The sequence below is a fragment of the Cohnella sp. GCM10012308 genome, assembly GCF_042649185.1.
Taxonomy (GTDB): Bacteria; Bacillota; Bacilli; order Paenibacillales; family Paenibacillaceae; genus Cohnella.
On the sequence record NZ_JBHRYU010000007.1, the window covers coordinates 92,138 to 118,549 of the forward strand.

Here is a 26,412-nt window from a genome sequence, read left to right on the forward strand (position 1 = left end):
TTGCAAAAGGCATGTTTAAAAAACTATCACCTGGCAACACTCTGTTACTGAGGTGATAAAAAATGAATGATTCAAACAAACCAAACGGCAAGATCGAACCAGGCAGTACCAGAAGTGTCGTCAGCTCGTCGTCCCGTCCTTCGGCAACGAAAAGGTTTTTCGCCAAGCGGTGGGTGTTCCCCGCCATGTACATGGCCGCAGCGGCAATTATCGTAACGATCCTCTGGCTGAACGCCAGCTCGGGAACGAGCGGCAAGCCGAAGGACGAAGCGAGCACCGCAGGCGTGCAACAGGAAGTCGGCACAGACGGTCAGATCGCCGAGGATCCGGACGCGCTGCCGGTAGCGGCAGGCGGAGAGACGCTCGCCTGGCCGGTGACCAACCGTGACGCGATGTCGGTGTCTATGCCGTACTACAACGAGAACGGCACAGAAGAAGAACAGGCAGCCGCTATGGTCAAGCACGACAACCAGTTCACGCCGCACACGGCGATCGATCTCGCGAGCAAGGATGGCAAGGCGTTCGACGTCAAGGCTGCGATGAGCGGTGAAGTGACGGTAGCGGAGCAGACGCCGCAAAACGGTTACGAGATTAATATCAAGCATCCGAACGGTCTCGTCACCGTCTACCAAAGCCTGGCAGAGCTGAAGGTCAAGGTAGGAGATTCGGTCAAGCAAGGCGATGTGCTCGGCACGGCCGGCGTCAGCGAACTGGAGAAGGACGAAGGCGTTCACGTCCACTTTGCGGTCAAGAGCAACAGTCAGACCGTGGATCCGGCTTCGCTGATCGGAGATCAACAGTAATCTGGTACTTATGACAGGGTTGCCCAGGCGCGTGGCGGCGCGCAAGGGCAACCCTGTCTATTTTTGCGTTTTAATAGCTGACCAAATGATGGCATTTGTGTTACGATAGTACCATAATTGATACTACCAAGGATCTATCGACTTCAGAGAGGACGCGTGATAGATGAAGCTCGTGACTGTAGACGAACTTCACCCCGGCGATGTGCTGGACAGGCCGGTATACGGTAAAAACGGATTGGTCATGCTCGAGGCCGGCACGGAGCTTACGTCGCAATACATAGATCGATTGCAAAACCTCGGATTTCAATCGGTAGCCCTCGGCAAGCGCGGTGCGGCGGCCGAAGCGCTGTTGGCTTCCCGCATGAAGCTGCGGCCCGACGAGAAGGTCAGGAACGTCGAGGAGATCGAGCTGCTGCGCGCCGATCCGGTTCAGCTTCAGGAGACGCATCACAGCCTGATCCGTTTTTTAGAGACGGAAGAAAACTACAGCAAGGTTGCGCTGCCTCTCGCCGAGCTTGCGAACTTCAAACGGGGCTACCGGGAGCGCCTGCTCTCGGCGGTCGGCCACCGGGCGGTGGCCGAGGAGCTCAGCGTGCTGAGGCAGACCGATCAATCGTTGTTCGACCATACGCTGCAGGTGTCGCTTATGTCGGCTGTGATCGGCGCATCGGGCGGGATGGACGCGAGCGCCCAGTACGAACTGGGCGTCGGGGCGCTGCTATTCGACGTCGGCATGACGCGCATCTCGCCCGATCTGCTCCGCGCGAGACGCAAGCTTACGGAGGCTGAGATGGAGGCGGTCAAGCAGCATACGACGCTCGGATATCACGCGCTGGGGCGCATGCGCGAAGTGCCGGACGCTGCGGCCAAGTGCGCGCTGCTTCACCACGAGCGTTATAGAGGAGAAGGTTACCCATACGGAGTCGCGCAGGACAAGATTCCGGACATGGCGCAGATCGTCGGACTGGCAGACGTATTCGACGCGCTGCTCTCTCCCCGCCATCATCGGGATCCTTATCCGCCTTGCGAGGCGATGGAATATATGTTCGCGGCAGGCAATTACGAGTTCGGCATCGGCGTCGTGCGTTCGTTTCTCAAAAACCTCACGATTTTTCCGGCGGGGATGGCCGTGCTCCTCAGCAGCGGAGAGACTGCGATCGTCAAGGATACGGCAAATCGGCCCGCGCACAAGCCGGTCGTGCTGGTGGTGCGGGAAGCCGACGGCCGCGTGCCGTCTCCGTATGAGATCGATCTTAACGTAAACGCTCGCATTTACGTGTCCCGGGCCGTGTCCATCAAGGGGTGAGCGGTTGAGACCGACGGTAGAGATAACGCCAGACGGGCCTTTGGGCTCGTCTTTTTTTGCGTTTATTAGGACGCACTAGAAGTCCATTTGACCCATAAGCCCCGCCGCTTGCGGACTTTATAGGCTTGTCAGGCTTGGTTACAAAGAATAAGTGAACGTCCCCCTCATATACTGTACCAATCAATCAGAGCAGGGAGGCGGGAGCGTGCACGATTACATCAAAGAACGGACCATCAAGATCGGCCGCAGCATCGTGGAGACGCGCAATACGGTTCGGACCATCGCCAAAGAATTCGGCGTCTCCAAGAGCACGGTGCATAAGGATCTGACCGAGCGTCTGCCGGAGATCAATCCGGACCTGGCCGATCAGGTCAAGCACATCCTCGAGTACCACAAGTCGATCCGGCACCTGCGTGGCGGCGAGGCGACCAAGATCAAGTATAAGAAAACGACGATCAAGAAGCGGGAAGTATTCGCGGTAGCAAAGGCGTAATTTTTGTCATATCATTAGATTTGTTAGAGGATTTTTAGAAATCATGGCGAATACTACAAGGAATATCTATGCGTTGGAGGCTTGTTATTTCATATGTTCAGCAAAGACATCGGAATCGACTTGGGCACGGCGAACGTTTCCATCCACATCAAAGGCAAGGGCGTCGTGCTCGACGAGCCTTCCGTTGTCGCGATAGAGAACGACACCCGCAGGGTGCTGGCCGTCGGGGAGGATGCGCGCCGCATGGTCGGCCGCACCCCCGGCAATATCATCGCGATCCGCCCGCTGAAGGACGGCGTCATCGCCGACTTCGAAGTTACGGACATGATGCTGAAGGCATTCATTCAGCGGGTCGGAGGCCGCAACTGGTACGGGCGTCCGCGCATCCTGATCTGCGCGCCGACCAATATCACCTCGGTTGAGCAAAAAGCGATTCGCGAAGCTGCGGAGCGCAGCGGAGCGAAGGAAGTGTTCCTGGAGGAAGAGCCCAAGGCGGCCGCAATCGGCGCCGGCATGGATATTTTCCAGCCCAGCGGCAATATGGTCGTGGATATCGGCGGCGGCACGACCGACGTCGCGGTGTTGTCCATGGGAGCCATTGTGACTGCCTCGTCGCTTAAGGTAGCGGGGGACAAGTTCGACGCCGCTATTATGAGATATATTAAAAATAAATACAAGCTGCTGATCGGAGAACGGACAAGCGAGGACATCAAGATCAAGATCGGCACCGTATATACAGGGGGACGGCAAGAAGAGATGGATATCCGGGGACGGGATATGGTCTCGGGATTGCCGCTCACCGTGACGATTCACGCGGACGAGGTCCGCGAGGCGCTGTGGGAGCCGGTATCGTCCATCGTCGTCGCCGCCAAAGCCGTACTCGAGCGGACGCCGCCCGAGCTGTCGGCCGATATCATCGACCGGGGCGTCATTCTGACCGGAGGCGGGGCGCTTCTGGACGGCCTCGACTCGCTGCTGGCGGACGAGCTCAAAGTACCCGTGTTGATCGCCGAAGACCCGATGCACTGCGTCGTCAAGGGGACGGGCATCATGCTCGATCATCTCGACAAGATGGCGCGCCGCAAGTAGCTTTCTCACAACGGGAGGGAACTGCAACATGATCAGAGGATTGTATACTGCGGCTGCGGGAATGATCGCCGAGCAGCGTAGGCACGACACGGTGACGAACAACGTCGCCAACTTGAATACGCCAGGGTACAAAGGCGTCAACTCGGTGAACCGGGCATTCCCCGAGATGCTGATCTCGCTGATGGGCAGCCCGGACGATACCAAGGGCACGATCGGCAAGCTCAACACCGGCGTTTTTGCCGAAGAGAGCTTGATCAACCTGGGTCAGGGCGACCTGAACGAGACGGGACGCAGCCAGGATCTGGCGCTCGTGTCCGATATCCTCGTTGACGGACAAGTGTTCGACGGCTCCGGCAAGTTCGTGGACGCGAACGGCACCGTCTCTTATCAGCCGCAGGCGCTGTTCACGGTGCAGAACGCGGACGGAGAGCGTCGTTACACCCGCGACGGCGGATTCCGCACGACGGCGGACGGCACGCTGGTTACGCCGGACGGGATGCAAGTGCTCGGCGTGGACGGACAAGCCATTCGCGTGGACGGCACCTGGGACAACGTACAGGTCACGGCGGATGGCCGCTTGGTCGACAAGGAGACCCAGCAGCCGTTGGCCGGCAGCCCGGCTCTTCTCCTTACCGAGGTCAGCGATCCCAATCAGCTCGTCCGCCAGGGCGACGGCAAATACGTCTACCAAGGCGACGCCAACGGGCTGCGACAAGTACAGGCCGGCGAGCGCGTGGAAATTAAGCAGGGTTATCTGGAGCGATCCAACGTGGACGCTTCGCAGTCGATGGTCGATCTGATGAGCGCGCTGCGCGCCTACGAGGCGAACCAAAAAATGGTCCAGTACTACGACCGCAGCCTGGACAAGGCAGTCAACGATGTCGGCAGAGTCTAACTAGAAGCGAAGGGGAATCGAGATGAATAACTCCGTCGTCAGCGCAGCCGCGTCCATGGGCGCTCTCCAACAGAAGCTGGACGTACTCGCCGACAATATCGCCAACGTGAACACCAAGGGCTACAAGCGCAAGAGCACGGTGTTCGAGGATATCCTCACGAACATCCAGCCGCACGAAAAATCGTTCGAGCTGCCGGGCCGTCGCACGCCGCTCGGCTTCACCCAGGGCTGGGGCGCGCGCGTCGTCGGCCAGCAGATCGACATGACCCAGGGCGCCATGCAGCAAACGGACAGCTTGACCGACCTCGCCATCGCAGGAAACGCCCTGTTCGAGGTGCGTTCCGGCGGCACGCTCGACAGCGCGCGCGCCTTCACGCGGCAAGGCGCTTTCCAGCTGTCGCCGACGAACGAAGGCGACCGTATCCTGACAACGGCCGAAGGCTACCCGGTCGTCGCCGTCTCGCCGCAAGGTCAGGATACTTTTGTTCGCGTGCCCAACAACTACGAGCTGATCGTCGGTGCGGACGGCAGTCTGAGCGCCCGTTCCGCGGACGGCAACGAATCGATCGAGCTAGGAACCCTGCGGCTCGTCGAGGTTAATAAGCCCGAGCTGCTGCAGGCCGTCGCCGACAATCTGTACGGCGTGCCTTCGGACGTAAACGTAGCGGACGTCGTGGCGAATGTCGTCGCGAGACCCGACGCGTCCGGCGGCATCGCGATTCGCCAGGGCTTCCTCGAGGAGTCCAACGTCAGCCTGGGCGACGAAATGGCCGATCTGGTCAACGTCCAGCGCGCCTACCAATTGAGCGCCAGGGCGCTCAGCTCCGGCGACCAAATGTCTCAGATGGCGGCCAATCTTCGCGTCTGACGCGGCCTGACGACCGCTGGCGGTCCGGCGTTATAGCCGGCCCGCTTGCGCAATTACGACCCAAAGCTTAGAATAAATTGACTCGAGAGCAATGATTTATTCGGGCTTCTTTATTCTGAAGGAGGATCTACCGTGTCAGCGACGAAGCGTCCGACGGACAAGAAGCGGCGGTCCGCAGGACGGCTCATGATGCTGATCGTTTGGACTAGCGTCAAAGTTTTGCTCATTCCGGTTTTCTGTATTCTGGCGCTCCTGGCGGGGCTTGGGATCGGTTACGCGGTATTGGGCAAGCAGGACTGGTCGGACGTGTTCGACTGGAATACCTGGAAGCATATGTACGATCTCATTTTCGAGGGCAGCCGTTAGCCGCCGTTCGGGATGGATGGACATGCGCACTGCGGATGCGCAGACGCCGAGAATGGAAGGTCTACAAGGAGGCTCCCCCGTCTGATGGCAAGGGGAGTTTTTTTATGCGCAAATACGATACATATGGTATCATTGACCCGTGAAGATGGAACGGGATTTTACCAGAAGCAGGACTGGCGGTATAATAAAAGCTGACAACGGTCTCGCGATCGCGTTCGCGGATCCGATGGCGAAAGGGTGGCTCCGGCAGTGAATGTGCCGAATCTGTTGACGATGTCCCGCTTTCTCCTGATCCCCGTCTTCTTGGCGTTATATCTGAACGGACATCCCATATGGGCGTTGATCGTCGTGTTCGCGGCCGGGCTTACCGACATGCTTGACGGATATATCGCAAGGCGCAGCGGCCTGGTTACGCAAATCGGCATTATGCTCGATCCGCTGGCGGACAAGCTCATGATGCTGGCCGTCGTCGGCGCGCTGCTGGCGGACGGAGACATTCCCTGGGCTGCTGCGGGCGCAATGGCGTTTCGCGAGGTAGGGATGATCGCGACCGGCACCTTCTTTCATTTTCGGGGCAAGCGGACGGTCCCCGCCAATTCGTTCGGCAAGCTGACGACCGTCATTTATTACTTGGCTATCGTCCTGCTGATCCTGGACCAGCCGGGAGGCGTCGTCGCGCTCTGGATTGCCGTCGGACTGTCGTTCGCGACGTCCTTCGTTTACTTCACTTCATTTAAAGAGCTGAACAGCGAGACGAAGTCCGCCTGAATAGCGCGATGCAGGCCCGAAAGGCGACAAAAGGACTTGCCGCAAGGCCGCGCGGGAAGCGATCGGCACCGGAGGCAAGCCCTCTTATATTCAACCTTCGCGGCTGCAGTACGCGGAAGGATTATACATAGTATGGGCGCCGGACCACGCAGTTATTCCTAGGTCGCCTTATATTCGGAGGGAGTTTTATTATGCTCGACATCAATCAGATCCAGGAAATCATTCCGCACCGCCAGCCGTTCCTGCTCATCGACCGGATCCTCGAGCTCGAACCGGGCAAGCGCGCGGTCGGACTCAAAAACGTGACGATGAACGAGCCTTATTTTGCGGGACATTTCCCGGGCTTCCCGGTCATGCCTGGCGTATTGATCCTGGAGGCGCTCGCGCAGGTCGGGGCGACGGCGATTCTCGGACTCGAGGAAAATAAGGGCAAGATCGGCCTGTTCGCAGGCGTGGACGAGTTCCGTTGGCGCGGACAGGTGACGCCGGGCGATACGCTCACGCTTGAGGTCGAGATTATTCGGTTGAAGGGGCCTGTCGGCAAGGGACAGGCATCCGCAAAGGTGGACGGCAAGGTCGTAGCCGAAGGCGTGCTGATGTTCGCGCTGACGGATCCGGCGAAGGGGAAATGAGTAAGGCTCCGGCGCGCCGGGCTGCCTGTGACGGGAAGCGCGGCGCCTGGGTATAGATAAAGAGACCATAGACGGAAGGATGAGAAATTGATGACCAATGCTGCTAACGAAGTGTACGAATCCTGGCTGAACAATCCAAAAGTAGACGCCTCGACCAAGGAGGAGCTGCGCGCGATCGCGGACAAGCCCGCGGAGATCGAAGACCGCTTTTACCGGGAGCTCGAGTTCGGCACCGGAGGCTTGCGCGGCGTAATGGGCGCGGGCACGAACCGGATGAACCGTTATATGATCGGCCGCGCAACCCAGGGCTTCGCCAATTATTTGCTGCGCAATTTCGAGTCTCCCTCCGTCGTCATCGCGCACGACTCCCGCAATAATTCCGATATTTTCTCGCTCGAGACGGCACAAGTGCTGGCGGCGAACGGCATCAAGGCTTATTTGTTCCGTTCGCTGCGTCCGACGCCGCAGCTCTCGTACGCCGTACGCGATCTCAAGGCCGCCGGCGGCGTCGTCGTGACGGCCAGCCACAACCCGCCCGAATACAACGGTTACAAGGTTTACGGCCAGGACGGATGTCAACTGGTGCCGCATCAGGCCGAGCAAGTCATCGCCGGGATTCGCGAGGTCGACGCGTTCGACGACGTCAAGCGCATCAGCCAGGGCGAAGCCGAAGCGCAGGGACTTATCGTCTGGCTCGGCGAGGACGAAGACAATCGCTTCGTACATACGGTAGCCGCCCAATCCGTCCACCCCGAGGTGCTGAAAAGCGGCGCGGGATCGGCGCTCTCCGTCGTCTATACGCCGCTTCACGGCGCGGGCAACATGCCCGTGCGCTGGGTGCTTGCCGCGGCTGGCTTTACGAACGTTCACGTCGTGCCGGAGCAAGAGCAGCCAAACGGCATGTTCTCGACCGTCAAGTCTCCGAATCCGGAGGAGCACGAGGCGTTCACGCTCGCAATCAAGCTCGCGGACGAAGTCGGCGCGGACATCATCATCGGCACGGATCCGGACTGCGACCGCATGGGGGCGGTAGTCAAGAACGACAAGGGCGAGTACGTCGTGCTGTCCGGCAATCAGTCGGGCGCGCTGATGGTGCACTATTTGCTCTCCAATCTGGAGGCCAAGGGGCGGCTGCCGGCCAACGGCGCCGTCATCAAGACGATCGTGACAAGCGAGATGGGCGCAGATATCGCGCGTTCCTACGGCAGCGCGGTCATTAATACGCTGACCGGCTTCAAGTACATCGGGGAAAAGATGACCGAGTTCGAAGCGACGGGCGAGCACGCGTTCCTCTTCGGCTACGAGGAGAGCTACGGTTATCTGGCGGGCACTTACGCGCGCGACAAGGATGCTGTCGTTGCTTCGCTGCTCATTTGCGAGGCGGCCGCTTTCTATAAGACGCAGGGCAAGACGTTGTACGATGTCCTGCTCGAGCTTTATGCGAAGTACGGTACGTACCTCGAGAAGCTGGAGTCCCGCACGCTCAAGGGCAAGGACGGCGTCGCCCAGATCGCCGCGATCATGGCGGACTGGCGTACGAACCCGCCGGCCGAGGTTGGCGGCATCAAGGTGGACCAAGCGCTCGACTATGAGCTGGGACTGGACGGCCTGCCGAAGGAGAACGTGCTGAAGTTCCTTCGCGCGGACGGCTCCTGGTTCTGCCTCCGTCCTTCGGGAACCGAGCCCAAGATCAAAGTATACTTCGCCGTCCGCGGCGACGACCTAGGCGGCGCGAATGCGGCGCTGGATGCGCTCGTCACCGCGGTCATGGCACGCGTGGACGCACTTAGCTAGAGCGAAGCACGCGTGTTTTCCGGCCACCATTTTGCCCGCAGCCATGCGCGATGCATGGCTTGCGGGCGCTTGTGCGCTTGGGCGGAGAGACGAGGGGCTTAGGGGTGACGAGACGAGTGACGCAAGGGCGACGAGATTGAGGACGATGAACGCGGCCGAAGGCTGTCGGCTTGGACTAGCAGGGGCAAGACAGGATAGAGGCAGGATAGAGGCAGGATAGAGGAAGGATAGAGGCAAAGAAGAGATAAGGCAGAGTTAAGACGCAAGGCGTCTCTGTGTCTGCGTGATGTCGCATCTTGTCGCGGTGTTGCGCGGGAAATGAAGCTTTATGCCGACTATCGGGCGCAACGCGCGAAACTTGTGCGAAGGCGACGACGTCTATAAAAAGAGCCGCGTATGTCGGGGTGTCCGGGCGATCGCGGCAAGGCACAGGAAAATGTTGCGTTTTCGGCATTCAATGTCCGGATAACTGCAATACTACATTTAATTCGCGCTATTTGAGAATTTCGGCGTCCGTTCGAAGCGTTGGCATCCAACGTGCGCCGTCGTCTATGTGATAAAAGGGAGTGGAAGTCGTGCCTGTATGGCTGGAACAATGGAATCGCAGACTGGCGAAATGGCTCTGGTGGGTCGTGCTGCTTGGCGTGCTGGGATCGCTGCCTGTCGCTTATGCGCGCGTGCAGACGGAGAACTCGGCGGACAAAGTGGAAATCATCGTGGATTACAAGGACATCCTGACGATCGCGGCTACGCAGGCGGATCCGAAGGCGTTTGCCGCAGAACAGCTCCAAAAACTGAAGGACGCCGGCGTAAACGCAATGGCGGTGTTCGAAAGCAATCTGGACGAGCTGAGTCTGACGGGAGACTTGACCGTGTATTCCGCGCAGCAGGCGGCACAATTGGCAGGCGACCTGAGCCAGCCGGGCGACAATCGTACATACGTGCTGTTCAACAAGCCGGATACCGAGCCTGCGATTAGGCCGATCGTCGAGGATGCGTTCAAGCAGGCCGGAATCAGTATCGAATCGTGGTCCGCAAAAGGCCGCGACGGCATCATCATCGGTGTCGGACCGGACGATGCCAGACTGCGCCCGATGGAACCGAATCCGCTAGCCATGCAGGCGATACACGATGCCGGGTTCATGCTCGTGCCTCGTATCTCCGATCGTACCCAGCCATACGATGCCGCGCGTGTCGCCGATTGGCTGGCCACATTCAAGGAGATGGGCGCGACCCGTATCATTTTCGACGGCGAGGCCGTGACAGGCTATAACAATCAGGCGGAGGAAAAGAGCCTTGACGACTTCGCCAAACAGCTCAAAGATGGCGGGTTCGGCATCGCAGTCATCGAGAATCTGAAGGCGCCGCAGCTCGGCATGGGCGCGCTCGCCCAGAAGCTCGATTATAACGCGATCCGTCTGCACTCGGTGTCCGAGGCCGAGATGATGGTGATCAGCCCGGAGACGCTCAAGGATCGTCTCGTGCTGGCGGTGAAGGACCGCAACATTCGAATGATCTACCTGAACGCCGCGCCTGCGCGCAACGACAAGCTGGCAAGAGTGACGCATCCGATCGACAAAACGATCATCACGGCGCTCACCGGCGACAACGGCGCGATCGAGCGCATGCGCGACTTCGGCTTCGAGACCGGCGAGGCGCATGCCTTCAAGATCCACAAGGCACCGGCCGAAACGGTGTGGCGCGGTCTGGCCATCGCAGGCGCGGTATCGCTTATCGCGCTGATGATCGGGCTGTTCCTGCCGCCGCTGCTGCTGCCGGTGACGATCCTCGGCTTTATCGGCGGCGCGGGCGTCCTTGCGACGAATTCGTCGCTGCTCACGCAAGCGTTGGCGCTTTTCGCGGCGATCGCGGCGCCGACGGTTTCCGTCGTAACGCTGGTCAGACTGCTGCGGGCCAGAAGGAACCGCCCGGAAAACTTCCGCATGTCCGCCGGACGCCGGTTGGGCTCCGCGATCATGCTCTACATTCGCACGGCGATTTTGTCCGTCATCGCCATTCCGTTCGTTATCGCGCTGCTGAACGACATTACGTACGAGCTTGTGCTGCAGCAGTTCCGCGGCGTGAGCCTGCTCCATCTCGCGCCGATCGCGCTGGTGGCGCTGTACGTATTTTTCTACGGCTCGGCGAACGGATTCTGGGGCAATATTCGTCAACTGCTCGTCATGCCGATCAAGGTGTTCTGGGTCATCATCGGCGTCTTCTTGCTGGCGGCGGGCTACTATTACCTGACTCGCACGGGCAACGGCGGCTCCGCATCCGGCATCGAGATGAAGCTGCGCACGTTCCTCGAGACGACCTTCCACGTACGTCCGAGATTCAAGGAATTCGCCATGGGCCACCCGCTCATGCTCCTCGGCCTGTTCCTGTCGCTCCGCTATCCGAAGTGGCCGCTCGTGATCATCGTCGCAGCCACGATCGGACAGCTGTCGATGGTCGACACGTTCGCGCATATTCATACGCCGGCCGTGCTGTCCGCTACCCGGGATCTGCTGGGACTCGGCATCGGGTTCCTGATCGGACTCGTGCTGATCGTCGTCTGGCAGGTGCTCGAGCGGTTGTGGGCGGCATGGAGAAAGCAAATGGCGTTGAAGTGAGTTCGTTCCGCAAAGGGCGAACGGGGTAAAGGATAATGCGGCCTACAAGGGCTCGAAGCTGCCGCTTAACAGGGGAGGCCCGGGCCGCATTCATCTGAATTTAAGGTAAACATAGGCGGTGCATGGCATAATGGGTATGGCAAAAACGGACCGGAAGCTGCGGCTGGTATTGTCCGGCTACTACGGCTTCCGCAATAGCGGAGACGAAGCGGTGCTGCTCAGCATCCTGAACGCGCTCGAGCAGGCCGGCGAAGAGCAGGGCGTGTTCGTCGAGCCGATCGTCCTGTCGGGAGACCCGACCTGGACGGCCCGGCAATACGGCGTCTGGTCGGTGCCGCGCATGAAGCTGCGAGAGGTGCGCGAAGCGATCGCCGCCAGCGACGGCGTCATCAGCGGAGGCGGCAGCTTGCTCCAGGATGCAACCGGACTCGGGTCGATCCCGTATTATCTGGGTATCCTGGAGATGGCGCGCTGGGCGCGCAAGCCTTCGTTCATCTATGCGCAGGGCATCGGGCCGGTGAAACGCAGAATGTTCGGTCCGTTCATCGCGCGGGCGATGCGCAAGGCGTCGTACGTGTCGGTGCGGGATGCCGAATCGGCCGGGCTGCTGGCCGGCTTCGGCGTTCCGGAGGACCGGGTCGCGGTCGTGCCGGACCCGGTCATGGGGCTGCCGCTGCCGCCGTCGGGCGGCGCGGCGGAGGTGCGCGGCGCCGCTGTTGCTGGCGACGCTGCGGGTGGTGCGCCTCGCGCGGCCGAAGGCGCGGGGGCGGCGGGGCTTGGCGGCGCCGCGGATGCGGGGGCCGAGGGGCGCGAAGCCGCGGCAGCCGAAGGCGCTGGCGCGGCGCGCGGGAGCGGCACGGACAGGCCGCCGCTAGTCGGCGTGTCCGTGCGGTTCTGGCGCGGCGACCGGTCCGACCTGGACCGGATCGCCGCGGCGCTGGCGGCACTGGCGCGGCAGCGGCCGGTGCGGCTGCGCTTTTTGCCCTTTCACGAGGGCGCGGACGAGGATGCGTCGCGCTACGTGATCGAGCGGCTGGGCGATGCCGCCGCCGCGGCCGAGATCGCGCCCGCGCACGATGCGCCGCAGGAGATGCTGCGCGAGATCGACCGCTGCGACCTGCTGGTCGGCATGCGGCTTCACTCGCTCATCTATGCCGCGAACCGCGAGGTGCCGCTGCTCGGATTGTCCTACGATCCGAAGATCGACCAATTTCTGCATCGCCTCGGCGACCGGCCGATCGGCACCGTCGACGCGATCGACTTGCAACAATTTTCGGCCAAGGCCGTCCAATTCATAGAAGATCCGGCACAGTGGCGCATCGACCATTACAGCGCCATCCGGCGACTGAAGGAAGAAGCGGCCGTACCGGCGCAGCGAATCGTCGAAGCCTGCCTGGAACTTAGAGGGAGATAATCATGTCTCAGACCGCGGAAGCCCGCAGTTTTCCGACCGTATCGATTTACGGCATACCGTTTTCTAAAATGAATATGGCCGACACGGTCGCTCATCTCATTAAGGCCGTAGCGTTCCGTAATAGCCATCGGGTCGTCACCGGCAATCCGGAGATGGTCATGAAGTCACTGCAGAACCCCGACTTCCGCCGCGCGCTGGCGACCGCGGAGCTCGTCGTGCCTGACGGCACCGGCGTCGTGTGGGCGGCGCGCCGCGTCCGTCAACCCGTCGCCGAACGCGTAGCCGGTTACGACCTGCTGCATGAGCTGATGCGCGAGGGAGACCGCCGCCATTGGAGCGTCTACCTGCTCGGCGCTTCGCAGGAAGTCGTGGACGCGGCCCATGCTAAACTGGCTTCGCTCTATCCGGGCGTTCGATTCGCGGGCGTTCGCAACGGGTATTTTACCGACAGAGACGATGAAGCCGTCGTGGCTGCCATCCGCGAGGCGAAGCCCGATCTGCTGTTCGTCGCCCGCTCGATGGATAATCAGGAGCCGTGGCTCGCGAAGCACCAGGCCGCGCTCGGCGTACCCGTCATGATGGGCGTCGGCGGCAGCTTCGACGTACTCGCCGGCAAGACCAAGCGCGCGCCTGCGCTGTTTATTCGCCTGCGGCTGGAGTGGTTTTACCGGCTGCTTAAGGAGCCGACCCGGATCAGGCGAATGATGGTACTTCCCCAATTCGCGATCAAAGTGGCAAGAGACGGCGATAACCTTTTACAAACGAAATGAAAACGCGTGAAAACGAACCTGAATGCAGGAAAACGGCCTTTTTTGCCGGAATTCGGCGAAATTATTGGCTTGTTCATTCCCGTGCCGGAGCGTATAATTCATTCCGGTACATAAGCTAAAGGAGATGTAAAAATGCCGACAGGCTGGATGGTTGGAATCGGGATCACCGGATTTATGCTATCGCTCGCGCTTGCGCTCGTGCTGACGCCGCTCGTCAAGAAGTTCGCATTTCTCGTCGGCGCGGTCGACAAACCGAATTACCGCAAGGTGCACACGCGGATCATGCCCCGGCTCGGAGGCCTGTCCTTCTACGCTTCGTTTACGGTCATTATTCTTCTCTTACTGCCGCTTATTCCCGATCATTGGTTCAGCGCTCACGACAAGCGTTTGATCGGCGCGCTTTTGACGGGCGGCTCGCTCATCGTGCTGCTGGGCGCGCTGGACGACAGGTTTCAGCTGTCCGCCAAGCTCAAGCTGCTCGTGCAGATCGCCGCGGCTTGCGTCGTTGTTTTCGGCTTCGATATTCAAATGGACTTCGTTAATATACCGTTCGGTGCAGCCAGCCAGTCCTTGACCGATTGGATCAGCATTCCGCTCACGATCTTCTGGATCGTAGGCGTCACCAACGCCATCAATCTAATCGACGGACTCGACGGCCTCGCGGCCGGCGTATCCGGTATCGCCATCAGCTCGATCCTCGTCATGTCCGCCCTGATGGGCCAAGGGACCGTCGTCATTTTGTGCGCGGTGCTGCTCGGCGGCATTATCGGATTTTTGTTCTTCAACTTCCATCCCGCCAAAATCTTCATGGGAGATTCCGGCGCGCTATTCCTCGGATTCGCGCTTGCGATGCTGTCGATGCTCGGATTCAAGCAGATTACCGTCGTTTCGTTCGTGACGCCGCTTCTGCTGATCGGCGTGCCGCTGTCGGATACGTTTTTTGCGATTATCCGCCGTCGCGTGCAGAAGAAGCCGATCTTCGAGCCGGACAAAGGCCATCTTCACCACTGCCTGCAACAGCTCGGCTTCAGTCACCGCAAGACCGTGCTGATCATTTACGGCGTCGCCGCATTTTTCGGCGCCTGCGCGGTACTCCAGTCGGTGTTCTCGAACTCGGGCGTCGGCAACTGGCTGACCTTCGTCGTCATCTGCGTGCTGCTCGTACTGCTGCAGATCGGCGCCGAGCTCATCGGCATCGTGGACAAGTCGAAGCGTCCGATCTTGAACTTCCTCACGCGCATGCGCGTTAAGGAAACGGCGGGTACGCGCTCCAAGTAACTTAGAATCTAACGGCCCTGTTCCGCGCTTGCGGGCAGGGCTTTTCTTATGCCTGAACGGGTCGAATGGGTACGGGGTCTTATTATGGGGGAAATGGCTAAACAATTGGACCCGCCCGGCCGATAACAAAGGTACGATAACTGTCCGCTGTGGCAGGCAGGGTGGTGTGCATTCCTTTATTCCGTTTTTGTCGTGCCTATGACTATCGATCCCGCACAAGGAGGACTTTTCCTTTGAAACTTACGAACAAACGGTTTGTCGCTTGGATGCTGACGCTGGCGCTCGTCGCGACACTGCTTCCCTGGGCGCCCGCCAAGAAGGCAGACGCAGCATCGGCTTATTTTCAGTTCGATGATTATAGCACCGTTGTCACATCGCCGACCGATGTGAACGGCAATATCATCGATATTGCGGGTACGTTCAATAGCGTCGCCCAATCTAGCCTGGGCTACAAGATCGAAAAGCTCGTTAGGACGGGCACCGACCCCGTCACCCAAGCTCCTATATACCAAGTGGCCGAGTCATCCACGGGCTCCAACATTCCGATCATCACAGGTACCAGCGGGTTTCGCTTTACGGCCGTCCAGATTTATGACGGTCTGAACCGAATCACAGTGACAGGCACGAATACTCAGGGTAACGCGGTTACGGGGGATGCCTACGTATATTTCACTAACGTACCAGTCATCTCCGAGGTTAAGCTGATCGACGGCACGACGTTGCCGGAGGGCGTCTCGATCGTCACGACGAACCCGACCGCCACGATCTCGCTTAAGGCTCCTAATGCAACCAAGGTAACGATCAACGGCACAGAGATGTTCGGTGGATCCGGATCCAGCTACGTGCTGTCCGGCATCGCGTTGACGCATGGACTGAACAAGCTTACGATTATCGCCAGTAACGGCAGCAAGACCTATCAGTTAACCCGTCAATTGATCTATTACAATGCTTCTCTGACGGCTTACAATGTAACGCTTGGCACGATTCAACTGGACGGCAAGCCGACGATCAGCGCGGATGTGGACAACGACAGTCTTGCAGGAAGGTTGATTCTTCCAACGACTGATCCGGTGACTGCCAGCTCTCCTCCTCCGAATTTTACGATTCAACTGTTCAAAACCGCCGACCTCATGGCCGGCGCGCCGATTGCGTCAACGACGATACCTGGCACATTCATTGAATCGACAACCGATTATGCGGTTTACAGTTTTGCCACCACCGGCGTGTTCTCATTAAGCGCCAATGGGGATTATACGTTTAAGATTATCGGGCCAAGTTCTTCGGCCGTTGACCTTGTTGCATTTACCTACCTAAAAGGCGGATCGCCTGTCATCACCGGCGTGAAGCAAGCATACGGAGTTACCGAGAACAGCGGCGACAACACGATAACCTACCCATCAAGCGCAAACTTCTCCAACAACACATCCATCTCGCAGCTTCCTTTGTGGATTGTGCTTGAAGCGAGCAACTTCGGGACGACCGGCACAGCAACGCTGAAGGTGGAGCAAAACGGCGTCGATGTAACCTCTCCAGCTTTTTTCGATAAGGATCAACGTACAACTGTCGGGGGCTATCCGGTCATCAAGCTTAAATCCTTGCCCGCAGGCGATTTGAAGCTGACCTTTACAATCACAAGCGGCGGCTTGTCTAATTCAATCGTACGCAACGTGACTTATTACCCGGCGCCTGCGATTCAGATTGACAACCTGTTTACCGGACAGACGTTCGGCAGCGATGCCGAATTTAAGGCGCGGGATATCGTCGGTCGTCTGCTGAACTTCAATCTAGGCAGCAACGCCGAGCTGAACACCATCAAGGCTACGTTGAACGGCGCAGTCGTGTCGCGGGGGGCTGGCGTGGCGGACATTGTCGTCACCCCCTCCAGCGGCACCTTCAAATTGACGCCAAGCGCGCTGACATTGGTCGCCGGTGCCAACACGCTGACATTTACCGGTACGGCAAACGGAATTCCGGTCTCGACATCGGTTACGATTTACCTGTTCTCCAAAGAAGCGCCGGTCATCACCAACGTGCATCCTGTGCCTTACGTGCTGCCGCCGTCCAACGACAGCACCACGCTGCCACAACGGAAGTTTTCCGATACCGCGGTGAAGTTCCCGGTTACGGACGACAATGAATATACGACGACGGAAAAATCTCTGGACCTGCTGTTCAAGGTCGTTGAGTTCGATTCTCTCGAAGTTCAGATTGACGGTAACAAAGTCGCGGCGGGTACGGTTACCGGAACGACGTTGTCGCTGACCGATCCGATTACGACGGATTCCATCGTTCCTTACATTGATATGTATGCAACAACGCTGCCTAAAAAAGATTACATGCTGGATTCGGGCAACGGCGAGAAGGAATTCCAGATCCGTCTGTCCGAGATCAAGCTCCCGACTTCCGGCGCGACGAACATTACCATTATTCTGCGGAAGGGTACTAATACCGTCTCCCAGACAATTACGATCATACGGGATCTGTCCCCGTATCTGATCTTGTCGCCCAAGCTGCCCAACGAAGCTGTAATCAACGCCAACTTCCTGAAGATCAGCATCAAGGCGGAGGGCGCCGACCAAGTGCTGATCGGCAAGATCGCGATGGTTAAGGGCGAAGGCGATATCTTCCGCTATGAGATGCAAAATCTCAAGGCAGGCAAAAACTCGGTGAAGTTTACGGTCGTGTCGGGCACGCAAAAAGTAAACGGCTCTTTCGACGTTACTTATGCGGCGGATGATTCGATCACGGCCCAGTACAAGACTTCGGTTGCAGCTTCCGGCAAGCTCTCGATCTTCACGGGAGATCTGCAGCTTGCTTTCCCGAAGAACACGTTCCTGAGACAGGCGAATTCCAGCCCGGGCCAAGACGTAAAGACGGTGGATTTGTTCAATTCTCAGATGATTTACTTCGGCATTGCGGATCGCACGGACGGCCGTACGGTCAAGAAATATAATGCGGTCGGCGAAACGGACAACGCGGGTAACGCGCAGGACGGCATGATCAAAACGGTCGCTACCGATTCCTATGCGACGGACCGTCTGCGTCCCAAGACGAACTTCAGCATGGCATCCAATCTATTCTGGATCGATGCGGGATACTTCGACGGCACGACGACACCTACCGGCGACTTCAACCTCGTCGATCCGATGCAGCCGTACCAAGCGGGCAATATGTTCTACGGCCGCGTATACGATCCTTCCAAGTGGCTCGAGCCTTCGCAGCGCGGTACGATCACCATCAAATACGACGCGGATATCTCCAATGCCTACGGTCAGAACCTCAGCATGTGGCGGTATACGAGCAACGGATGGGAAAACATCGGCGGCGTAGTCAATACGTCGAGCAAAACGGTGACGGCGCCGTTCGACGGCTTCGGTTACTACACGGTCATGGGGCTGCGGTACAGCTTCAGCGACATCATCGGTCACAAGTACGCGCGTCTCGCGTTGGAGTCGATCTTCTCGCACGGCGTTATGAATAACAAGGATTCGAATTCCTTCGGCGTATACGAGAACATCACGCGCGGCGAGTTCGCGCAGATGCTGGTCAAGATTATGGGCATTCAGCTTCAATACGACCCTAACAACATGACATTCGACGACGTGCAGCCATTCGATTATCCGGATCAGCCTTACTGGAACTATCGTTATGTAGAGACGGCGGTCAAAAAGGGATATATCCGTGGCAAGTCGCCAAGACTCTTCATGCCGAACGATAACTTGACGCGCGGCGAAGCGGCCGTCATGATTGCACGAGCCATGAACCTGGTCAAGAGCAACGCGGATGCCGAGAAAGATCTGGCTTCTCTGCAGAAGATCTTCACTGACGCTTCTACCACGGATGCGTACGCAGTCAGCTCCATTCTGGCGGTCAACAAGGCGGGCTTCATTTCCGGTATCGCCAACACGGTGGCAGCAGGCGGCAAGGCGACCTTCCGCTATGAGCCGGATTCGAATCTGTCCCGTGCAGATGCCGCTGTAATTGCGCAGCGCGTCATGAAAAAGCTGAAGAAACTCTAATGATAGGTTAGGGAGTTGCCGCTGGTGCGGCAGCTCCCTTTCTCATTTTTCATAGAATTGTGCGCTGGAGGAAAACTTTTGACAATGACGACGCCAGTGAACGTAGGCTATACTATGGAAGTCTTAAGTTATACATAGAAGGTTGAGGAAGAAAGACAAGCATGATTGGATGCCCATGATTCCGTGTAAAAGTAGTCAGGACAAATCCGGAAAAAAAAACGCTCAAAAAAAATGAGCAACGACGCAACTTTTCCTGACGAACTGCGTCTAACATCATGTGACTCGCAAGAGGGACTTAAGGCATACGAGCGGCTAGCTTTTCCAAGAATTCTCTTTACGCTAGGTTTGCTCGCATGTATAATGATCAAAGTGGCATTATTTACCCTGGCCATTTTCTGCGTGTTTACGAGTTTCTGCGACATGCTTCTACTACCATAGACATGTGCAGACATCAATTATAGACAACGCTCAACTCCGGAGAGGGGGTGACACACCGATGAGAGAATCGAGCTACAAATCTTCTACACAAACATTACAGAGTCCTTTCCGAGGAGGAGAAAAAAAGGTTATGAAGAAAAGTTTGTCTCTTCTCATAGCACTCGCTATGGTATTCGGCATGTTTGCCTCTATGGCATCTGCCGCTACAACTGAACTGACCACTGCTCAAAAGTATCAGTGGTTCGTTGATCAAGGTGTTCTTAAGGGTGATCCAAGCGGCAATCCGCGTCTGGACTCCACGCTGACTCGCGCTGAGTTCGCAACGATCGTTGCTAGCGTTGGCGGTCTGAAGCTGGTCAACACGACGTCTTCTTTCTCTGACGTTAAGGCTGCTGACTGGTACTTCACGGCTATCCAATCCGCTTCCGACGCTGGTCTGGTAAACGGTATCGGCGCTGGCAAGTTTGGTCCTAAGCTGAACGTAACTGTTGAGCAAGTGATCAAGGTTGCTGTTACCCTCGCTGGCCTCAAGCCGGTTGACGGCGCTGTTGTTGCTGGTTCGTCCGCATGGGCTGGCCCGTACATCCAAGCTGCTACCAACGCTGGCCTGGCTGTTCCTTCGAACTACAAGGCTAACGCTACGCGTGGCCAAACGATCGACGTTGCTTACGTCGTGACGCAACTCAAGGCCCGTCCGGTTCTTGATGGCGTAACGGTCACGGTTAACGCTGACGATACGATCACTGTAGCTGGTAAGGTTGTCGGCACTGCTGACAGCGTTAAGGTTGCTCAAGGTACGGCTACTGCAGTAGCTGCTACGCTGAAGGACGACAAGACCTTCACGTACACGACTACTAAGCAAGTTGCTGGTACTTACAAGTTCACTGTCGTTGCATACGACGGCGACAAGGCTTCCGCTGCAGTTGAGAAGGAAGTTACGATCGGCGGATTCGCAGTTTCTTCCGTTGCAGTATTGAACGGCAAGCAAATTGCAGTCACCTTCAACAAAGCTGTTCAAGAAGGTACGTCCGTTGGTGGCGTTTCTTATTCGCTCAATACTAATGACTCTTACTTTGTTCTGAGTGGCGGCAACGCGACTTATCCGAAGTCCGTTTCCTTGAGTTCTGACAAGACGGTTGCAACGCTGACTTTCGATAACTTCGTTAGCCGGCTTGGATCTTACCAACAATTCGAAGTGAAATCCGGTCTGAAGTCTGCTTCCGGTCAATCCTTGACGGCTTACAAGCAAGCTGTTCAACTGACGGACTCCACGGCTCCTGCGGTAACTGAAGTTACTTGGCTGGGTACGGTTCCTACCATCAAGTTCAGTGAGCCTGTCAAGGCTGCAAGTCTGGTTGGTACGGTTTCCATCAACGGTTCTGTTATTGAACTGAACCATGCTGGCATTGGTTATACCAACAATGTTGACGCTGATACTGATGTTACTTCGATCAACATCACAGGCCTGAGCAAGAACACGAACTACACACTGAACATCGTTGGCGCGCAAGATCTTGCTGGCACGAAGTTCGAGTACAACACTACGCTGCAAGTACCTAACGACACGACGCCTCCGACTGTAGTTTCTGCTACGATCAACGGAACGGTTCTGACCGTTAAGTACAGCGAAGCTCTCGGCAAGTCTGCTGCTAACGTAGTATACGGCGGTGTTGCTAGTGCTACTGGCAAAACGGATGTTGTTGGTGGCAACTACGATTCCAGCGCATTCACGGTTACGTTCGACCTGAACAACTGGTTGAACGGCGCTAACTTCCTTAACTCTTCCGTAACGATCAGCGGCTATAAGGATGCTGTCGGCAACACCGGCGCTGACTACACGACGAGCGTTACAATTACGAAGGATACGGCTGCTCCTGCCCTGCAATCCGCATTCATCGATGGTAAAAAACTTGTGTTCAAGTTCAACGAAGACGCTGTTGCGGTCAATGCGCCAGTTGTTCAATACTCCTATACGGATACGAGCGGTGTGAAGTTTAACACCCAAAATCTGGCGGGTACTTGGACTCAAGGTTATGATGCGAACAACAATAACAATGGTGTGCCGTCTGCTAGCGAAGGCGAAAATCAGTACCTTGTCTTCACTACCACGCAAACATTCGCACCGGGCACTTATGTCTTCACCGTTGTTTACCAAAATGACGGTACTCCGAGCGCAAACCCAGTGAAGTACATTGCTGACACTGCTGCTGTATCTAACAAGATCACTAGCAACCTGTCAACTTCGACTATCACAGTTTCTAGCGGTAGCGCAAGTGGCAACATCAAGGTTTCGATTGCGCAAGATCAAGACAATCCTAGCAAACTGGTCTTTACCTTTGGATACAACAATTCCAATGACGCTCCTACACTTGCAACGGATACGCCGGACATCTCTAAGTTCCTGATCAACGGCGTAGCACTGCCGACGGGCACTAGCATCTCTTTCGTTCAAAATCGTAACACGATCGAAGCTATCCTGCCTGCTGGCACGATTACGAGCAGCGGCTACCGTTCTGTATCTGTAAGTAATATTAAGGATACGGCTGGCAACACGCTGTCGAGTACTGCTAATGAGAACTCTAACTCCAATCTGTACCTGAAAGAAAACGTTAAGCCTACTGCTTCCAACATCACTGTAGTTAGCGACAAGGTACTAACGGTTTCTCTGAGCGAAGCAGTTCAACAAAACCTGAATTTCACCACTGGTGTTGAAGTCTACATCAATGGTAGCACGTCCAAGGTTGCTGGACTTTCGTTCTCCGCTCAAGGTACGACGCTGACGATTACTTCTGGCGTTAACGATACGTTTGCAGCTTCGCAAGCGATTGTTGTCAAGATCGCAAATGCTCCAATCAAAGACAACAACAACAACCAAATTGCTGACGTTTCGCTCACCAAGTAATCTCTCTTCACCCCAAAAAGAGCAAGCCTTCGGGCTTGCTCTTTTTTTCTGTGATCACAACTTTTTGACTAGATCCGTCGTCTATAGTAGTAGGTTAAGATGCGGTTCACGTAATATTCATGTGTGCAAGCTATAATAAATGCAATAGAGTTTAGGGAGGATCGCCGGATGAACGGATCTAGCAAAAAGTTTAAAGTATTGGTTGGACTAACCGCGGCCATGTTGGCTGTAGCACCTGTATCGGCTTATGCGGCAACTACGACAGCAGCGGCAGCGCCGAAAATAACGGCCGTATCGCAAGTCGTTAAACCTATTTACTTAAGTAGTACCAGCTATATTAATTTGGTTGATGTAGGCCTGACCCCGGTTGATGGCGGACAGATCGCTGCATTTACTTTGAGTATTTATAACGGCAGCTCCGCTTCTTTGGACCTTTCTAATTATTGGTTCAGGTTAGCCAACTTGTCGGGCAGCACTTATTCCATTAAGACATCTGCTGCAGATGCAAAGCTCAACAGGGTTGCTCCAAACTCGAAAAGCATGATCACGTTGTATGCTACCGTAGGGGAATCGACGAAGTTATCGGACTTGGCATTTAGAGTGGTTAAGTTTAACTTCAGTGTGGCCGGTTATGAGCAAGGCGTTGGTAAATTCACGTTTCCTAAAAACTTTAATAATGTTGTAGCTGCCGGCTCTTACAAGTCTCTGTATTTCTCTACGACGACATTAAACTCGAAAGTAACCTCGTCTACGATCGCAGCATCTGGCGATGATGAGCAGCTCATTACGACCAATTTTGTATATAACAATATCGGTAAGAAAGCCGTTACACTTAGTAAGTACAAGTATTACCTAGTAACTGCCAGCGGCATTATGTACGAAGCTACACCTTCGATTACCGACGACCTTTCGATACAACCGCTAACGCGTAAAGAACTCAGTATCACGGCGAATGTTCCTAATGCATTGGCCAAGACGGGCTGGAAACTGATGATTTTAAAAGATAGTGGTGGAGAAACGGCTGTTACGCTTCCGGTCGGTACTTATAATCTCTATTTTAGCAAGGCTACACCGACGACCTCCACGTCAAGTGATAACTTCACATACACCAATACAGAGGGTTCATACCAGTACAAGCTAACATCGCTAATTAGAGAGCCGTGGAACAGTCAGGATGTACTCTCTGCGAGAATACGGCTTACGAACAAATCCAAGACGGCTGTATCGATTCCAGCGTTATCCGGCTATTTCTATTTGGATGAAAAGACAAAGCTTGAATTTAAGACCATTGCCGTTAACAACCAGTTTGGATTGAATGCCGGCAGCTATGTAGATTTGGATGTATATGCAAAGCTTCCATCCAATTTTAACTTTACTAAGGCTCAGTTAGTCCTGAATAACAAGGTCGATGATAAGACGACGACCAAGCTTGGAGAATTGACAGGCACGTCTTACTTGGCCCAAATTCCATCGTATGCCGTTGATAAGATCATGAACATTGATCGTGAAGGCAGCAAAATGACAGCTCAGCTGAATAATGTAAATGTGTACAACACGATAACGAACAAGATCTTCTCGGTGCAGATGACGCTGACAAGCTCGGAAAAACGTACAATCGATCCAGTTAGACTGGTGGGGCTTTTTAAAAGCGATAACGGCGATATCTTCCCAGCAACTGCAACGATGGCTGAAGGTCAAGTTAATGCTTCGAACAAATCCCTGCTTACGTTTACGGCCACAGTGCCTCAAAACTATGACACGAACAACTTAAAATTGATCGTAGGCGAAGGCGTTTCAGATACCAAGTATACAGATGCTAAAACGGCTGCCGAGGGCTTCATTAACGCCGTCTCCTACGGGTTGCCGCAGGAGCAGCGACTGTACAGCACCTTTAAGGATATAAGTTTACTGCCGTATAAGTTCACGATTAATAAGTTGCTCCCGACCATCCTTGGGGACGATATTCAGTTGACGTTGGATTATAATCTCGATAAGGATACCTCCTACGATATTTATCCGACGGATCGCAAGCTTATCTTAGAGGTAGTAGGCGTTAACTCGGATGGAAAAGAAACGAATTATCTGTCACAAGACGTAACGATCGAAGGCGACGCATCGACTACAACACTTAAAGCAGGAACAAACCAGGAACTCATCATTAAAAAACCAAATCCGAATAACGGATACGATGCCACACTCAAGTATAAGCTTCGTCTTTATGAAGCAGTTCAAGGCGCTAAAAAGCTTGTCGCTGAACGCTCAATTGATTTTTGGTTCTATTCGAACGACTGGACAGCGGATACGAATAATTAAGAGTTCATCTAAAGAACTGCCGGTATTTATCATATACCGGCAGTTTTTTATTCACAGAACTGGAAAATACTTTGGCTCCCCATGTCGGAATTTGTGTTAAAATAGAGGTATCTATACCCGAATGATGGTGAAAAAGCATGGAAGTGAATCGGACAGCAACCACCAAGAGCGCCGGACAAATGCGCATCAAGGCGGTAGGAAATGCTTCCAAGCAGAGAATAAAACTTAATAAACTCAGAAGATGGTTACAGATTTCCTTTCTAACAGGCGAATATAGCATATATGTTCTGACGTTTTACTTGCTTATGTATTTGAAGGTATTACCGGACTATCCGACAGTTCATTCAATAAATCCATTTCATTGGATTCGTGAAGTTTATGTATTCGATAAGTACTTGCTATTCTTAGGCATGACGCTGCTGATTCATGGATTCATTAGAGCGCAAGGCGTTCTGTTCTCTGGAAAAAGAGAACGAGGGTTGACCGAAGAATTATTGTTTTCTGTAAAGGCAACAAGCTATGCGTTTCTTATGTCGATCGGCATCACATTTCTATTAAAAACGACTTTTATTTACTCCCGGGTGACGCTAGTCACGTTTGCCATTCTGATGCTTGTGGAAGCTGTCATTTGGCGAGCTACACATAAATATATGAATCAAGCTTTAAATACAAAGGGGTATCTGCAAGATCGCGTTCTGATCGTAGGCGCAGGCAAGGTAGGCAATGAACTGCAGAGAATGCTGGAGCAGGAACGAAGCCACAAATTCCAGATTGTCGGCTACTTGGACGATTATAAAATAGGCTCTGAAGTGATCGGTAAGACGGCGGAGTTGGAAGCGGTATTGCAAAATCAGCATATCGATATCGTGTATATAACGATACCTTCCGAACGCAGCGTTATCGATTCGATCTTGCACACCATTTACAAGTACAATGTCGATATCCGGATTATACCGGAAATGTTCGATCGAATGTCAACCGTTTTCGCCTTTCATACGGACGCTAGTCAACCGTATATGGAAGTCGTTAAAACACCATTGAGAGGTATAAATATCGTATTAAAGCGACTATTCGATATGATGATCAGCGCCATTCTACTTATTCTATTATCCCCCTTGTTCTTCATTTTGGGCTTGTGGATCAAATTTGAATCAAAAGGTCCCATATTCTTTAAGCAAGTGAGAGTCGGTAAAAACGGCGTTCCGTTTTCCATGATGAAATTCAGGTCCATGTGTACAGACGCGGAGCGAATGAGAGAGGCCCTGGCTAAATCAAATGAAGTCAGTGGAGGTCCAGCATTTAAAGTCAAAGAGGATCCTCGAATTACGCGCCCTGGCCGGTGGCTACGCAAATATTCGTTGGATGAGCTCCCGCAGCTCTGGAACGTGCTGAGAGGGGATATGAGCCTGATTGGACCGCGGCCACCACTGCCTGATGAGGTTGCTCAGTATACGAATTACCATTGGCGGCGTATGGACGTTCTTCCTGGCATGACGGGACTTTGGCAGGTTAGCGGCAGAAGCGATCTTCATTTTGAGGAATGGATCGATCTGGACATTCAATATATCGAGCGCTGGAGCATTGCGCTGGAGATGAAAATATTGTTAAAAACGGTACCTGTGGTTATTAAGGGCACAGGCGCGTATTGA

The 26,412-nt window shown here is 55.3% G+C and carries 18 protein-coding genes; all 18 read left to right on the top strand.

Annotated features, from left to right (window positions below; genetic code table 11):
• The first annotated feature begins 62 nt into the window (after positions 1-62).
• Complete coding sequence (locus tag ACFOTD_RS10965; protein ID WP_378118558.1) at positions 63-803, top strand: peptidoglycan DD-metalloendopeptidase family protein; 741 nt, start codon at positions 63-65, stop codon at positions 801-803.
• Positions 804-966: 163 nt separating this feature from the next.
• Positions 967-2,109, top strand: a complete 1,143-nt coding sequence (locus tag ACFOTD_RS10970) for an HD-GYP domain-containing protein (RefSeq protein ID WP_378118559.1) — start codon at positions 967-969, stop codon at positions 2,107-2,109.
• Positions 2,110-2,314: 205 nt separating this feature from the next.
• Positions 2,315-2,602 carry a sporulation transcriptional regulator SpoIIID gene (gene spoIIID, locus ACFOTD_RS10975; RefSeq protein ID WP_090116189.1) on the top strand — a complete coding sequence of 96 codons (288 nt, stop codon included), beginning with the start codon at positions 2,315-2,317 and terminating at the stop codon, positions 2,600-2,602.
• A gap of 93 nt (positions 2,603-2,695) precedes the next feature.
• Positions 2,696-3,691, top strand: a complete 996-nt coding sequence (gene mreB / locus ACFOTD_RS10980) for a rod shape-determining protein (protein ID WP_282913130.1) — start codon at positions 2,696-2,698, stop codon at positions 3,689-3,691.
• A gap of 28 nt (positions 3,692-3,719) precedes the next feature.
• A complete protein-coding gene (locus ACFOTD_RS10985; RefSeq protein WP_378118562.1) occupies positions 3,720-4,586 on the top strand; it encodes a flagellar hook-basal body protein in 867 nt (288 codons plus the stop codon).
• 22 nt (positions 4,587-4,608) lie between these two features.
• Positions 4,609-5,454: a flagellar hook-basal body protein gene (locus ACFOTD_RS10990; RefSeq protein ID WP_378118564.1), complete on the top strand. Its 846-nt coding sequence runs from the start codon at positions 4,609-4,611 to the stop codon at positions 5,452-5,454.
• A 132-nt stretch (positions 5,455-5,586) separates the two neighbouring features.
• Positions 5,587-5,820 (top strand): DNA-directed RNA polymerase subunit beta, encoded by a 234-nt coding sequence (locus tag ACFOTD_RS10995; RefSeq protein WP_378118566.1) that lies wholly within the window; start codon positions 5,587-5,589, stop codon positions 5,818-5,820.
• 249 nt (positions 5,821-6,069) lie between these two features.
• Positions 6,070-6,588, top strand: coding sequence for a CDP-alcohol phosphatidyltransferase family protein (locus ACFOTD_RS11000; protein WP_378118568.1), 519 nt, complete (start codon positions 6,070-6,072; stop codon positions 6,586-6,588).
• Positions 6,589-6,779: 191 nt separating this feature from the next.
• Positions 6,780-7,220, top strand: a complete 441-nt coding sequence (fabZ, locus tag ACFOTD_RS11005; protein WP_378118570.1) for a 3-hydroxyacyl-ACP dehydratase FabZ — start codon at positions 6,780-6,782, stop codon at positions 7,218-7,220.
• A gap of 90 nt (positions 7,221-7,310) precedes the next feature.
• Positions 7,311-9,014 carry a phospho-sugar mutase gene (locus ACFOTD_RS11010; protein ID WP_378118572.1) on the top strand — a complete coding sequence of 568 codons (1,704 nt, stop codon included), beginning with the start codon at positions 7,311-7,313 and terminating at the stop codon, positions 9,012-9,014.
• Between the two features lie 575 nt (positions 9,015-9,589).
• Positions 9,590-11,629: a DUF5693 family protein gene (locus ACFOTD_RS11015; RefSeq protein WP_378118574.1), complete on the top strand. Its 2,040-nt coding sequence runs from the start codon at positions 9,590-9,592 to the stop codon at positions 11,627-11,629.
• A 136-nt stretch (positions 11,630-11,765) separates the two neighbouring features.
• A complete protein-coding gene (locus tag ACFOTD_RS11020) occupies positions 11,766-13,043 on the top strand; it encodes a polysaccharide pyruvyl transferase family protein (RefSeq protein WP_378118821.1) in 1,278 nt (425 codons plus the stop codon).
• A gap of 2 nt (positions 13,044-13,045) precedes the next feature.
• Entirely contained in the window at positions 13,046-13,813 is a 768-nt protein-coding gene (locus ACFOTD_RS11025; RefSeq protein WP_378118576.1) for a WecB/TagA/CpsF family glycosyltransferase, read from the top strand.
• A gap of 147 nt (positions 13,814-13,960) precedes the next feature.
• Positions 13,961-15,091 carry a glycosyltransferase family 4 protein gene (locus ACFOTD_RS11030; protein WP_378118823.1) on the top strand — a complete coding sequence of 377 codons (1,131 nt, stop codon included), beginning with the start codon at positions 13,961-13,963 and terminating at the stop codon, positions 15,089-15,091.
• A gap of 233 nt (positions 15,092-15,324) precedes the next feature.
• Positions 15,325-19,110, top strand: a complete 3,786-nt coding sequence (locus ACFOTD_RS11035; protein WP_378118578.1) for an S-layer homology domain-containing protein — start codon at positions 15,325-15,327, stop codon at positions 19,108-19,110.
• Between the two features lie 496 nt (positions 19,111-19,606).
• Complete coding sequence (locus tag ACFOTD_RS11040) at positions 19,607-22,450, top strand: S-layer homology domain-containing protein (RefSeq protein ID WP_378118580.1); 2,844 nt, start codon at positions 19,607-19,609, stop codon at positions 22,448-22,450.
• A gap of 168 nt (positions 22,451-22,618) precedes the next feature.
• Entirely contained in the window at positions 22,619-24,763 is a 2,145-nt protein-coding gene (locus ACFOTD_RS11045) for a hypothetical protein (RefSeq protein ID WP_378118582.1), read from the top strand.
• A 137-nt stretch (positions 24,764-24,900) separates the two neighbouring features.
• Entirely contained in the window at positions 24,901-26,412 is a 1,512-nt protein-coding gene (locus ACFOTD_RS11050; RefSeq protein WP_378118584.1) for a sugar transferase, read from the top strand.